Genomic DNA, 14,298 nt, shown 5'->3' on the forward strand with positions numbered 1-14,298 from the left:
ATCAGAAAGAAACGCCCAATGCGCGTTGGCACGTATCTGCTGTCAGGAATTGTCAGGAGAAAGGATCATCGCACCCTCAGGCAGGTGCTGACAGATCACTTGCGCTCCTCGCGCAGGATCATATCGCGAACTCTGGCCTTTGCGATCTGCAAGGCAGAAAACTGTTCCGGATCGTGGACAGCGGGCACAGCAAGGATCAAAAGTTTGGCGGTTTGGCCAGCATTGACATGAAGATGGTAACGCTGCCCCTGAAGGATCGAAATGCAGCCGTCATGGCCTCCATATACATTTCCATCGCCATCACTGACCACGACGGTTCCGGACCGCACAAAGACAATCTCTTCGGCGTGACGGCTTTGAATGCCTGATACCACGCATGGCCCGTGCAAGACGACTTCGCGTGTTGCAAGCCCGGCCGCGACGTCATCATTTGCCGGGGGCGCGACACCCAGATCAGCAACAAGCGTTTTTGGCCGTCTTACCATTTTGACACATCCCGAAATTGAAACCGGTTTGGTTTAATGCCCGGGAAAGTGCCGGTAGCGACCACGTCACACCATCCACATATGGGGAGTGTATGAAAAAAGGGGTGATATACGCGCCATCACCCCTTTGAAATCATTATGGAAAGCGGCCTAAAGCAATCCTTCGATCACGCGATCCGGTGGTGTGTGGCCGTCGACAAACGTCTTGATGTTGATCAGGACCTTTTCGCCCATGTCAACGCGGCCCTCAATGGTTGCCGATCCCATATGGGGCAACAGAACCGCGTTTTGCAGCTCCAGAAGTTTCGGGTTCACCGCTGGTTCATGTTCAAACACGTCCAGTCCGGCACCGGCGATTTCACCATCGGCCAGCATCCGGGTCAGGGCCGGTTCATCAACGATTTCGCCGCGTGCGGTGTTGACCAGAATGGCATGCGGTTGCATCAGTTTAAGACGCCGCGCCGACAGCAAATGATAGGTCGCCGGCGTATGCGGGCAGTTGACCGAAATGACGTCCACATGGGCCAGCATCTGATCAAGGCTTTCCCAATAGGTCGCATCCAGTTCTTCTTCGATATCTGGATGTACACGGCGACGGTTATGGTAATGCACCGAAAGGCCGAAACCCTTTGCCCGGCGTGCCAGCGCGCGGCCAATACGGCCCATGCCGACAATGCCAAGGCGCTTACCCCAGATACGATGACCGAGCATAAGCGTCGGGCCCCAGCCTGCCCATTCCCCCTTGCGAATAAGGCGCTCGCCCTCTGCCAGACGGCGCGATACCGACAGGATCAGCGCCATGGTCATATCCGCGGTATCCTCGGTCAGGACATCGGGTGTGTTGGTGACTGTAATGCCGCGCGAACGGGCTGTTTGCAGATCGACATGATCGACACCGGTGCCGAAATTGGCAATCAGGCGCAGATTGGGACCCGCATGGGCCAGAACTGCCGCATCGATCTTGTCGGTGACGGTTGGCACCAGCACATCGGCTTCCTTGACCGCATCAATCAGTTCCTGCTTGCTCATCGGCGCATCATCGATATTCAGACGCGCGTCAAACAGTTCCATCATGCGGGTTTCAATCGCTTCCGGCAGTTTCCGGGTCACGACGACAAGCGGTTTTTTCTTGGTCATGTGCCGATCCTATGCGGTCTTTTAACTCTTTTTCAGACAAAATAAGGCATGGTGCATTTTTGTGCCCTGCCGCAGTGCAGTGATGCCATGCCGAAAGGTACAAAAGCAAGAATTTTGACGCACTTTTTGTAATTTTATTTCGCAACAGCGAATTATTACAAAACCAGCGCAAATGGAATAAATGAAGGAATACCAACAAGATGCCGCAGGTTTTGCGCAAATTTCTGTATCGCTTCATGGCCTTGGCGATTCTTGGCAGTCTGACCACCCCGATCGTGGCCAGCGCACAGGAATCGGGCCTGCCGATCCCGCGATTTGTCGCGCTGCGCTCTGACAAGGTATTTTTACGCTCTGGCCCCGGCCTTCGATACCCGAAAGTCTGGATTTATCACCGTCGCAATATGCCGATGGAAGTGGTGTCGGAATTCGACACCTGGCGCAAGGTGCGTGACTGGGAAGGCAGCGAAGGCTGGGTTCATCAAAGCCTTCTGATCGGGTCGCGCCACGTCATCGTGACCGATGAAAACATCACGCTGTATTCCGCCGCCGACAAGAATGCCCGCAAGATCGCGCTGGTCTCGGCAAGTGTGATTGGCCGCATTGAAGACTGCCCGGCGACGGTCGATTGGTGTCAGTTGCGGTTTGGTGATTTCGAAGGCTGGGCGCCCCGCCACGGGTTCTGGGGTATCTACGAAGGCGAGAATGTCGAAGGATAAAACGCCTTCCTGCTAACCATTTCGGAAACCGAGATCAGGCTCACGCTTCGACAGAAATCCGATTGGCCGGACGATCCGCACGACCACTGCCGCCCGATGTTCCGTTGCCACCGCTGTCATATCCGCCAAACCCGGTGGTCGCCAACGGTCGGGTTGTTCCGCTGTCTGGAACAGATTGGCCAAGGAAGTCTTGTGATTGGCTCTGATCGTCGTCTTCGGCGGTCGGATCGAAGAACGGATCTTCTTCCTGTTCGGGCACAGGATCAGGACGCGGTTCTGGCAAGGCAATACCACCCACCGCGACTGTCTGGCTGGCAAGCTGTGCGGAAATATCGCCAAGATAGGCCTGCAGATTTTGCGCAATGTTTGCCTGCGCATCCTCGCGACCAGATGGTGCCGATGCCGCCAGTTGCGCCTGGACAATGTTTTCACCGGCAACCTGCGAAACGCGGTTCTGGTCCTGCGCTGTTCGCAAACTTCCCTGATCAGCAGAAACGGAAATCTCGCGATCCCGAAGCGCTTGCTGCGCCTCGTCAACCAGCGCACGTGCATTGGAAACGCCCGTGCTGTCGGAAACATTTATCGCCGAAAGGCCGGTCGCCAGATCTTCGGAACTTGAAGCCGACAACTCCACATCAATACGATTGTCTGATGATGTACCGCTGCCAACCTGCAACGTAATCGTCTGATCCGATGTCAGAAGATCGCGGCCCTCAAAATTGCTATTGGCCGCAATATCGTCGATCCGGGTCAGATAATCTTCGATCTGTGCGTTTAACTGGGCGCGTTGCTGTGTCGACAGATCGCTGTTTTCTTCCGCGACCGTGACAAGCGCGTCAATTTCGTCAAGCGCATCGCCAATCCGCGAAATATCCGTGGAAGCCTGACCAAGAAGTTCACCCGCACTGCCCAAAGACCGGTTTAGTTGCGCATTGGTAGAACCTGCGCTGCGAAGCGGATCGGTATTACGGTTTGTGTTTTGATTGTTAGCGGAAAACTGGCTGCTTTCAGACGCAATCAACCGGTTCTGCGGGGCAATTGCGCGCGCAGTACTGGTATAAATCGGCAACTGACTGGCCAGTGGTTCCATTGTTTTTCCGCTCAAACAAGCCGGCAAAACAACTACGTGCTGCACGGGCAAAGGGACTGCGCATTTTCAATCCCTTGCCAACCTGACCATCCTGGTGTCCGGCGGAAATACCAACTGATAGTATAGTATATCAGTGAATAAAAATTAAGCCCCAAAGCGCACCGCTCTGCAAACGGCGTCAACCGGCAGAAACGCGGCGCAAAATGGCGAATAATTCAAGATGCGACGACCACAGGAACTGATCGACCGGCACGACTTTGGTGATTTCATAGCCGCCATTCCGAAGAACCCGCATGTCCCGGCTAAACGTCGCCGGATTGCATGATACGGCAATGATCCATTCCGGCCCGTCGATCGCAAGTGTCTCTGACTGGGCAAGCGCCCCGGCACGCGGTGGATCAAACACCACAAGGTCAAAGCTGCTCAGTTCATCACCAACAAGCGGCTGGCGAAACAGATCGCGCTTTACGACCTTGACCGGGCTACCCGATTGCCCGACCGCATATTGCAGTAATTCCACGGCCCGCGGATCACTCTCCACAGCCGTGACCGAACGCCGCTTGCCCGAAAGGGCCAGTGAAAATGTAAAACTGCCCACACCGCAGAAAAGATCGGCAACGTTTTTGGGCGCGATATCAGCCAATGCCGACTTGATGGCCGCAACCAGTGCCTGTTCCCCGTCCTGGGTCGCCTGCAAGAAACCGCCCGGCGCAATCGCCACCTCGACACCTTCAAAACGGACAACCGGCAAATGACGCGCAGCAACCGGTTCATCAGGACGATCACCGGTTTTCCAGCTCAGCCGGGCGATATTTTGTGCTTCCGCGAATTCCGCCAGATCCTGTCGCATATCAAGGTCGGGATCGTTGCTTGCCTGAATAAGCACATCCAGACCGCTATCGGTCAGGGTGACAAACACTTCCTTGATGTCGCGTGCATGTTCCGGCGGGCAGGCTTCAAGGAACATGACGAATGCTTCGCGAAACGCCATCAGTTCCGGGCGCAATACCGCACAGTCGGGCACATTCAGGACCGTGTGACTGAACCGCCCATGGAACCCGACAAAAACGCCGGTTGCCCCTACATGCACCGAAAAACCGGCACGACGGCGACTTGCCGGCGGTGAAATTTCGACATCCCCGACAAGTATTTTGGCATCTTGCGGATCAATACCGGCGCGCTGAACCGCGACAAGCGCCTTGTCGCGTTTCCAAGTGCGGTAATCGTCATCATTCATATGCTGCAGGGCGCAGCCCCCGCATTCCTTGAAATGCGTGCAGCGTGGCGTGTTATAGCCACTCGATCGTGCGATTTCGGCAACCACCTCTGCCCCATACCCATCGCCACGTTTCTGGCGAAGGGCAACGCGCACCTGATCACCCGGCAACACGCAATCCACATAGATCAAAACCGACTTTCCATCGGGCGTCGCGACATGGGCAATCCCATCGCCGCGCGCACCAATCTGTTCGATGGTGACGTCTGCTTCAAACCCGATCAGCGGATCGCGCCGGGATGGCTGACGTTTGCGTCCTCCCCGTGCACGGGGATTGCGGTTATGGTGTTTCATGGACTCTCTCTGGGGGTGATCTTTGTCACACAATGACCGGCCTTTACTGCGGGTGCCGGATTTCCGCCTCAGATACAACACTTCACGTTTTCAGAACAGGGGCTAACACGGATTTATTATCGCCAAACCTGTATCAAAACCCTGTCCCGGAACAGTTTTTGGCAATTACCGTCAAAAATTAATCCGTAAATGCAGGCGACCAACCCCTTAAAGTCGTGTAAGAATAACACCATAAACAAATAGTACCGGTTATCGGCCAGCAAAATACACTGGCATCTTTATCCATCGGTGCATGGATGTTTACTGGTGATAACCGTATGCACACACATCCTGATCGGGGAGGATCAGCAAGGGTCGTTGTGTTTGGGGGAGAGATGGAAGAAGAAACAAAGCACGCAGAGGAAAACGCAACCAAACAAACGTCACGCCTGAAAAAACGGGCTTTGGCGGCTGGTTTTCTGACGGCTGCTTTCTTCGCATCTGTCACCTATCTGATTTGGCAAATGGTTGAAAGCGATCGCCGCGTAATCCTTCAATCTGCGGGCCAGATTACGGCAAATTCCGTTTCCCAGCAGATCAAATCCATTGTGAACAATAACCTCGCGGTGCTTGAAAGCTTTGCCGACAATTGGCAAAGCGGCCCGCCCGAGGACGAAAGAGATTATCTTTCGGTTGCGACCCCGCTTCAAAGCCGCTTCCCGGCACTCCAGGCGATCAACTGGATAACGCCGAACTACATCATTTTGTATGTCGCTCCGATCAAGGGCAACGTTCCGGCCATGGGGGCGGATCTCAAACGTCATCCGCTTGCCGGTCCGGTTCTTGATATCGCGCTTGATCAACGCCGCACCCAGATCACACCAACGCTTGAGCTCATGCAGGGCGGCCGCGGTTTTGCGGCCTATACCCCGGTTCTGGGCCGCGATGGCGAGATTATCGGTATCATCAACGGGGCGTTTCGCATTCGCTCCATGCTGGCGGCGGTGATCAATACCGAACAGGTCGAAGATTACACCGTCCGTGTCCGCGAAGGTGACACTGTTCTGTTTGAAATTCGCGGCGAAGGTGATGACGAAACCCTTCAGCGCACAGTCGCCTTTGATGTGGTTGGCCGCCAATGGCAGGTCGATGTCATTGCTGATCCGCAACTGGCGCACAGCACGATCAATCCCGAACTGATCCTGATATTCGGGACCCTGACGACCATTTTGTTCACAACGATTGTCTTCCTGCTGAGCAACCGGCAGAAAATGGCAATGCGCCGCACAGTTCATCACATCCATGCTGGCGATGACATCAGTGACCTGTCGCTTTCGATCACCAAGCTTGACGGTCACCTGAAATCGATGTCGCCGGAAACCGCCGAATTCTTTGATTTGCGCGAAGAGGATTACGGCTTTATCCGGTTTTATAATCTGGCACCGGAATTCCAGTCGGATGGCACCGCATCCCGGCGTTCGCAGGAAAAGATGCTGCTTGCGATCAATCGCGGTGACGAAGAACTCCGGCGCGAATGGATTGTCCGCAGTGCCGAAGGCGTTCATGTCGTCTGCGACCTGATGATGCGCCCCTCTTCGACCCATCCGGACTGTGTCGACATCACCCTTCATCACAATCCAGCCGCCAATGCATCGGTCAACCGGTTGCGCTATCTCGCAACCCATGACCCGTTAACGGGCCTTCCCAACCACGCCCTGTTTGAAGATCGCCTCAATCAGGCAGTTGCGCATGCCAAACGCTATGAAAAACTTCTGTCGGTCTTGGTGGTTGATATCGACAATTTCCGGGCGATCAATGACCGGTTTGGTGCCGATGTTGGTGATGAGACGCTGCGCACCATTTCCGGGCGTCTGCGCGCCACCGTGCGCGAAAAGGATACGTGTGCCAGGTTCTCGGGCGATATGTTTGCCATCATCGCAACCGATCTTTCCGAGGCCGAGGGTGCAGCCCTTGTCGCCGAACGCGTGGTCGAAGCCATGTCGCAACCGATCCTGACCACTACAGGCGATGAAATCCGCCTGCATGTCAGTGTTGGGGTTGCGCTTTATCCCAACGATGCACGTGCACCATCGCAATTGATGGCCAATGCCGATGCGGCAATGTATCGCGCCCAGAAATCCGCAGAATCATCTTATTGCTTCTTCGTCGAGACGATGAACAACGTGATGCATGCGCGCCTGTCGATGGAAACGCAGTTGCGCCGTGCGGTCGATGAAAAACGCTTTGTTCTGGAATATCAGCCGCGCTATCGCACATCGGACCGCACCCTTACCGGGTTCGAGGCGCTGCTGCGCTGGATTGATGACAGTGGCAAACGCCGACTGCCGCCCGATTTTATCGCGGTTGCGGATCGCACAGGCCTGCTTTCGCCCCTTGGTCACTGGATCATCGAAACCGTCTGTAAACAGGTTGCCGACTGGCGCCGTCAGGGCTATGTCCCCGTACCGATTGCGCTTAACGTTTCAAGCCGCCAGTTCATTCAGGCCGATCTGATCAAGAATATCACTGATCTGACCGCCGAACATGAAGTTGATCCGGCCATGATCGAGATCGAAGTGTCCGAAGAAATCGTGATGCGCGATCCGGAACGCGCCCTTGGTCAATTCTATCGTTTCTCGGAGGCGGGCATTGGCCTGACGCTTGATCACTTTGCGGCGGGCAACACGTCGCTGCGGTATCTGAAACGCTTCCCGGTCCAGCGCATCAAACTGTCCAAGTCGCTGTTTAATGTCGCACTTGATGAACAGCCCGAAAACAGCGTCCTGCAACCAGCCATCCGCCTTTGCAAAGGCCTGAACCGCAAGGTGGTTGCCGTTGGCGTGGAAACCGAAGAACAGATGGCATCCCTTCAGGCGGCCGAATGCGATGAAATTCAAGGCTTCCTTCTGTCGCCACCGCGCGATGCCGCCGATACGATGGAACTGCTGATACAGCAGAAACCGACCAAATCGGTCCCCAAAGGCAAGTCACGGCCTGCCTCTGACACGAAATCGGGATAGCCTGAGCCTGACATTCCGGTCAAAGAAAACCCCCGCAGCCGGATCGACTGCGGGGGGTTGTTTTTTGGTCTTCGAATGAGGTGACTAAAGCAGGAAGACTGCCGCCAATCCCAGAAAGGCGAAAAAGCCGACAACATCGGTAATCGTCGTCAGGAAAACCGCCGACGAGACGGCGGGGTCAATGCCCGCACGTTCCAGACCAAGCGGGATCAGCGCCCCGAACAGGCCGGCAAACAGCAGGTTGATGATCATGGCAACGCCGATCACACCACCTAGCAGCATGTCATCAAACCAGAACCATGTCACAGCCCCGGCAAGAACCGCAAAGGCCAGGCCGTTCAGGCCACACACCGCGACTTCCTTGCGGATCACGCGCAATGCGTTGGTACTGGTCAGTTCACGCGTGGCAATCGCACGCACGGCCACGGTCAATGTCTGCGTCCCGGCATTACCGCCCATCGAAGCGACGATTGGCATCAGCACGGCCAGCGCAACAAGCTTTTCAATCGTGCCTTCAAACAGACCGATCACAACCGATGCCATGATCGCGGTGCCAAGATTAACCAAAAGCCATGTAAAACGGGATCGGGTGGTGTCAAAAATCGCACTTGAAAGGTCGTCTTCCTCGCCGACACCGGCAAGACGCATCATGTCTTCTTCGTATTCCTCGTCAATAACGTCAACGACGTCATCAACCGTGATCACACCGACCAGCCGTCCGCTGTCATCGACAACCGGGGCAGAAATCAGGTCGCGTTGGCGGAACAGATGGGCGACGTTTTCCTGTTCCTCGGTCACGACGACCGTGCGCATTTCATCTGATTCCATCACGTCACGGATCAGCACCGGGCGGTTTGTCCGGATCACACGCGACAGCGGCACAATCCCGACCGGGCTATAGCGCGGATCAACGACAATGATGTCATAGAAATCTTCCGGCAGACTTTTGGCCGAACGCAGGAAATCAATGGTTTGCCCGACAGACCAGTAATCCGGGATCGCCACCAGCTCGCGCTGCATGATACGACCGGCGGTATATTCCGGATAAGACAGCGCCTCTTCAACGCGCGCGCGCTCGATATCCGACAGAGCGCCAAGAAGTTCGCGCTGCTCATCCTCGTCAAAGTCCTCGATAACTTCGACGACGTCATCGGAATCAAGTTCGGTGATGGCCTCGGCCACCACATCGGTGCCAAGTAACCCGATGACTTCTTCACGAAGTTCATCATCAAGTTCGGTCAGGAATTCCGGATCAAAATCCGGCCGGATCAGATCGACAAGCAGTTCACGCTGGTTGGAGCTTGCCCAACCCAGCAAGTCGGCAATATCGGCAAAGTGCAACTCGCCCAGAAGGTCAGCAGCCTTGCTGCCTTCTTCCTCGCCCAGCGCATCAAAGATTTCGCGGGCATATTCGGGAGTCAGATCGACATATTCATCGCCAGACGACTTTTCCGCCGGCCGGTCGAGTTCTTCAACTTGACCTGTCATCTGCCCCTCCCTGTTTAATGAGCCGCCAATTTTTCCTGCAAAAGATTAAACGCCGTGTCGGGCATTGTGTTCCAACGCCCGGCACGGCTGTTTCTGCGCTATCACATAGCCCCGGTCAAGAGCGCGATAGCAAATCACCCCAGCCCCGCTTGGGATCAAGACGGGGCTGGGGGGTATGTTACTGGCTTTCCTGCGTCCGCGTGACGGCATCAACAACGGCAATCGCCGTCATGTTGACAATACCGCGCACGGTAATCGACGGGCTGACGACGTGGGCTGATTTGGCCGCACCGACCAGGATCGGCCCAACCGGAAGCCCGTCGCCCAACATCTTGACCATGTTGTACGAGATATTGGCCGCATCGAGTGTTGGCATCACCAGAAGGTTGGCCGAACCGCTCAGCATCGAGTGCGGGAAGATCCGGTCACGGATCGGCTGCGAAATGGCTGCATCCGCATGCATTTCGCCTTCGACCTCAAGATCGGGCGCCTGCGTTCTGATCAGCTGAAGCGCATCACGCATCTTGCAGGCCGACTTGTTTTCGTGGCTGCCGAAGTTGGAATGCGAAATCAACGCGGCCTTTGGCGTCATCCCGAACCGTTTGACGACGTCGGCGGCCATGATGGTGGTTTCTGCCACATGTTCCGGGGTCGGATCGACCGACACATAAGTATCGGTCAGGAAGAACGTCCCCTGCTTCATGATCATCATGTTGACCGTGGAGAAATCAGTAACCCCCTTACGCAGGCCAACAAGATTGCGGACATAGCGCAGATGGCGCAGGAAACCGCCCTGACAACCGCACAGCATCGCATCGACTTCCCCACGACGCAGCATAAGGGCCGCGATCACGGTCGGACGGGTACGGACAATCGCCCGGGCATATTCCGGGTTGATGCCGCGACGGCCCATGATGTTGTGGAAGTCCTGCCAGTCCTGTTCGAAATGCGGGTTGTCATCGGGATCGTGAATTTCAATCTGCTCATCGGGAACAAGACGCAGGCCAAGCTCGGTAATCCGTTCAAGGATAACCTCGCGGCGGCCAATCAGCACCGGATGACAAATGCCGTCATCGACAAGCACCTGACAGGCTTGCAGAACACGACGCGATTCGCCTTCGGGATAGACAACGCGTTTCTTGTGCGAACGCGCCACGTCAAACACCGGCTTCATGACAAGGCCGGACCGGAAGACGAAACCTTCAAGCTGCTGACGATACTCGTCGAAATCCTCGATCGGGCGTTTGGCAACACCGCTCGCCATGGCGGCCTTCGCCACACGCGGCGGAATTTCCAGCATCAGGCGCGGATCAAACGGTTTGGGAATCAGATATTCCGGACCGAATTTAAGCTCCTCCCCGCCATAGGCAGTTGCCACAACATCCGAAACCTCGGCAGTTGCCAGATCGGCAATGGCATGGACCGCGGCGATCTTCATTTCCTCGTTGATCTCGGTCGCGCCAACATCAAGCGCGCCACGGAACAGGAACGGGAAGCAAAGAACGTTGTTCACCTGGTTCGGATAGTCCGTGCGACCGGTGGCCATAACCGCGTCCGGGCGGATTTCCTTGACCAGTTCCGGGGAAACTTCCGGCGTCGGGTTGGCCAGCGCCATGATGATCGGACCTTCGCCCATCTTGCGAAGCTCGTCCTCGCCCATCACGTTCGGCGCCGAAAGACCCAGGAAGATATCAGCCCCTTCGATCACGTCGCTTAACGTACGGGCGTTGGTTTCAATCGCGTATTCGGCCTTCCACGGATCCATTTCCTCGGCCCGGCCCTTATAGACCACACCAAACCGGTCGGTGACCGTGATGTTGTGCTTGGGCAACCCCATGGAAACCAGAAGGTTCAGACACGCCAAGGCGGCGGCACCGGCACCTGATGTCACAAGGCGGACCTTGTTGATATCCTTGCCGGTCACACGCAGACCATTGAGGACCGCGGCCGCCACACAGATCGCCGTGCCGTGCTGGTCATCGTGGAAAATCGGAATGTTGCAGCGTTTACGCAATGCCTCTTCGATGATGAAGCATTCTGGCGCCTTAATGTCTTCGAGGTTAACACCCCCAAAAGTCGGCTCCAGCGCTGCGACGATATCGATAAATTTTTGCGGGTCGGTTTCGTTTACTTCAAGATCGAAAACATCGATATTGGCGAACTTCTTGAACAGAACCGCCTTGCCTTCCATCACCGGCTTGGACGCCAACGGGCCAATCGGGCCAAGGCCAAGCACCGCCGTACCGTTTGAAATCACCCCGACCAGGTTGCCGCGCGCGGTGTAATCAGCTGCGGTATCGGGGTTTTTGACGATTTCCTCGCACGCAAACGCGACGCCCGGCGAATAAGCCAGGGCAAGGTCGCGCTGGTTGGCAAGGGTGGTGGTTGCCGTTACGGACAATTTCCCCGGGGTGGGATACCGGTGATAGTCCAAAGCTGCTTCGCGCAGCTTGTCATTTCTATTTGCCATTATAATACCTTTGATTTCAGGTATTTACATAAATTAACCGTTAATCGGTTAAATCCTGATAATTCACTCTAGCGGGACCGGTAGACTAAATGAGTTTGGCCCGCGATTGAAGCACTCAGTTCATTCTCCGCCAAGGGGCTGCATTGCGTAATTTTCAACGCGGCACCGCACAATAAATCAATTGTTTATGCCGCAACCGCGTGATGACGTACACCAACCGATCCATTGCCGTATTCAAACCATTGTAGGGGATATATGGGGAAGGTCCACAAACGAAAAAACCCGCCATTGCTGACGGGTTCTTTTTCGTGACCTTCCCGATTGGCCGGGAGGCCAGATAATGGTGCGGTCGAGAAGACTCGAACTTCCACGGGGGTTAGCCCACAGCGACCTCAACGCTGCGCGTCTACCAATTCCGCCACGACCGCATATGTTAGTCAGCAAAGCCCTTGAGGTAATTAAGTGGGGTTGCCTTGGTGCGGAAAGGGAGATAGCAAATTGGTATCCCCTGATCAAGGGCTCATTTCACTTATTTGACAGGAAAAATGCAAAGCAACGCCCCAACCGCGCAAATCCCCGAGTGGCGCACCACCCCGGAGTTGGTTTCCTACCCCGAAGCCCTTGCAGAAATGGAAGCCCGCGCAGAGGCCATTCATGCTGGCGAAGCCCATGAACTTGTTTGGTTTCTTGAACATCCGCCACTTTATACGGCCGGCACCAGTGCCCATGCCGAGGACCTTGTCGATCCGGATCGCTTTCCGGTCTATGACGCGGGCCGCGGCGGGCAATATACCTATCACGGACCGGGTCAGCGCACGGTTTATCTGATGCTCGACCTTAAGAATCGCGGTCGCGATGTCCGTGTCTATGTTCATAACCTTGAAGAATGGGTGATTCGCACCCTCGCCCTGCTTGGCGTCAAAGGCGAGCGGCGCGATGGCCGTGTTGGCATCTGGGTGGTGCGCGATGATGGCCGCGAAGACAAGATCGCCGCCATTGGTGTACGCGTGCGCCGCTGGGTGACCTTCCACGGTATTGCCATCAATGTCGCCCCGGACCTGACGCATTTCGGTGGAATCGTGCCGTGTGGCATTTCCGACCATGGGGTCACCAGCCTGAAAGATCTTGGCGTCGATATTCCTATGGCGGAGCTTGATCGCCTGTTACAACAGACCTTTGGCGAAATCTTCTCGTAACCCCAATCCGGGCCTTCCGAATGAGTGACAAGTCGCAACCGGCCAAGGCAGACACCCCGCCAGCTAAAGGCAGATCCAAGGGCCATAAAATGCCCGAAAGCATTGCCGATGGCGGGATGGCCGATGCTGAACGCGACATTCTTGCCGAACTTGAAAAGGCGCTTGGCGAACATATCGCCCTTTTGCTGCGCTGGAACCGCAAGCTGGTTCTGGGGGATTCGCAGGCATCATCTGACGCCGACGAAGACGATCATGATTGTGATTTCGGGGCGTGGTACGCGCTTAATCGCCATAACCGCCTGATTGACCAACCCGCCATGCGCGCCCTGGCAACCACCCATCAGCAACTTCACGAGTCGGCCAAACGGCTTCTGAGCGCACATGATGTCGATCACGAAGTCGATTCGGCCGAATTCGACATGATGGCCCTGCGCGCAGAATCGTTCTTTGCCCAGCTCCGCCGGCTTGAACGTGCGTTCCGAACCGCGCGATCAGATGTCGATCCTCTCACCGGCACCTATAACCGTCAGACGATGATGGGCGACCTTAATGCCGAACGCGAACGTGCGATCCGCACCGGGGTCCCGACCGCGATCGCGCTGGTCGACCTTGATCACTTCAAATCGGTTAACGACACCTATGGCCATCAGGCAGGTGATCTGGTTTTGCAATCGGTGGCGGGGATTCTGCAATCTCATGTGCGCCCGTTTGACAAGGTCTATCGTTATGGCGGTGAGGAATTCCTGGTCTGCCTGCCCAATGCCGACATGAAGCAATGCGCGCGCGTTCTTGAACGCCTGCGTCGCGTGATCGAGGCATCCCCGGTTGCCATCTCGGACGAAACGATATTGCCAGTCACGGCCTCCATCGGGGCGGCCCCGATGACCAAGAACCGCACGACCGAGCAAATCATCGAAAAAGCCGACAAGGCCCTATACGCCGCCAAGGAAGGCGGTCGCAATCGCGTGCGCGTCTGGCGCAACCCGGATGGCAAGACCGCGTCCACGGCCACAAAATCCAGCAAGACCGCGACCTGAGGCGATCTCCACCAGGCACCAAAGGCGAAAGTGCTGCTACCTGGCCCAAGCCAGCCCAAATCAGGAAAAATTTTCACCAAATTCTTCCGCAGTGCAGCAACGACAATAGC

10 protein-coding genes and 1 tRNA gene are annotated in these 14,298 nt (G+C 55.9%); 4 read left to right on the forward strand and 7 right to left on the reverse strand.

Features of this window, described 5'->3' with window-relative positions:
• Positions 1-95 precede the first annotated feature (95 nt).
• Positions 96-485: a hypothetical protein gene (locus FHI25_RS13595; protein WP_210518597.1), complete on the reverse strand. Its 390-nt coding sequence runs from the start codon at positions 483-485 to the stop codon at positions 96-98.
• 150 nt (positions 486-635) lie between these two features.
• A complete protein-coding gene (locus FHI25_RS13600; protein WP_008890071.1) occupies positions 636-1,622 on the reverse strand; it encodes a D-glycerate dehydrogenase in 987 nt (328 codons plus the stop codon).
• Positions 1,623-1,822: 200 nt separating this feature from the next.
• Between FHI25_RS13600 and FHI25_RS13605 the strand changes: the two genes are divergently transcribed.
• Positions 1,823-2,338 (forward strand): SH3 domain-containing protein, encoded by a 516-nt coding sequence (locus FHI25_RS13605; RefSeq protein ID WP_063087024.1) that lies wholly within the window; start codon positions 1,823-1,825, stop codon positions 2,336-2,338.
• A 40-nt stretch (positions 2,339-2,378) separates the two neighbouring features.
• On the opposite strand, the gene FHI25_RS13610 is transcribed toward FHI25_RS13605, so the two are convergent.
• Together FHI25_RS13610 and FHI25_RS13615 are read right to left on the reverse strand one after the other, a co-directional pair.
• Positions 2,379-3,428, reverse strand: coding sequence for a hypothetical protein (locus FHI25_RS13610; RefSeq protein ID WP_210518598.1), 1,050 nt, complete (start codon positions 3,426-3,428; stop codon positions 2,379-2,381).
• A gap of 178 nt (positions 3,429-3,606) precedes the next feature.
• Positions 3,607-4,998, reverse strand: a complete 1,392-nt coding sequence (locus FHI25_RS13615; protein WP_210518600.1) for a methyltransferase — start codon at positions 4,996-4,998, stop codon at positions 3,607-3,609.
• A gap of 374 nt (positions 4,999-5,372) precedes the next feature.
• On the opposite strand from FHI25_RS13615, the gene FHI25_RS13620 reads away from it, so the two are divergent.
• Complete coding sequence (locus FHI25_RS13620) at positions 5,373-7,997, forward strand: EAL domain-containing protein (RefSeq protein WP_210518602.1); 2,625 nt, start codon at positions 5,373-5,375, stop codon at positions 7,995-7,997.
• 84 nt (positions 7,998-8,081) lie between these two features.
• On the opposite strand, the gene mgtE is transcribed toward FHI25_RS13620, so the two are convergent.
• From mgtE to FHI25_RS13635, 3 genes are all read right to left on the reverse strand, one after another.
• Positions 8,082-9,485, reverse strand: a complete 1,404-nt coding sequence (gene mgtE / locus FHI25_RS13625) for a magnesium transporter (protein WP_210518604.1) — start codon at positions 9,483-9,485, stop codon at positions 8,082-8,084.
• 178 nt (positions 9,486-9,663) lie between these two features.
• On the reverse strand, positions 9,664-11,955 hold the full coding sequence (locus tag FHI25_RS13630) for an NADP-dependent malic enzyme (RefSeq protein WP_008890065.1): 2,292 nt from the start codon (positions 11,953-11,955) through the stop codon (positions 9,664-9,666).
• Positions 11,956-12,296: 341 nt separating this feature from the next.
• A tRNA-Leu gene (locus FHI25_RS13635) sits at positions 12,297-12,383 on the reverse strand.
• A gap of 117 nt (positions 12,384-12,500) precedes the next feature.
• On the opposite strand from FHI25_RS13635, the gene lipB reads away from it, so the two are divergent.
• Positions 12,501-13,151, forward strand: a complete 651-nt coding sequence (lipB, locus tag FHI25_RS13640; protein WP_008890064.1) for a lipoyl(octanoyl) transferase LipB — start codon at positions 12,501-12,503, stop codon at positions 13,149-13,151.
• A gap of 20 nt (positions 13,152-13,171) precedes the next feature.
• Positions 13,172-14,188 carry a diguanylate cyclase gene (locus FHI25_RS13645; protein ID WP_246879103.1) on the forward strand — a complete coding sequence of 339 codons (1,017 nt, stop codon included), beginning with the start codon at positions 13,172-13,174 and terminating at the stop codon, positions 14,186-14,188.
• Positions 14,189-14,298: the final 110 nt, after the last annotated feature.

It is taken from the genome of Thalassospira sp. ER-Se-21-Dark, from assembly GCF_017922435.1.
Lineage (GTDB): Bacteria > Pseudomonadota > Alphaproteobacteria > Rhodospirillales > Thalassospiraceae > Thalassospira.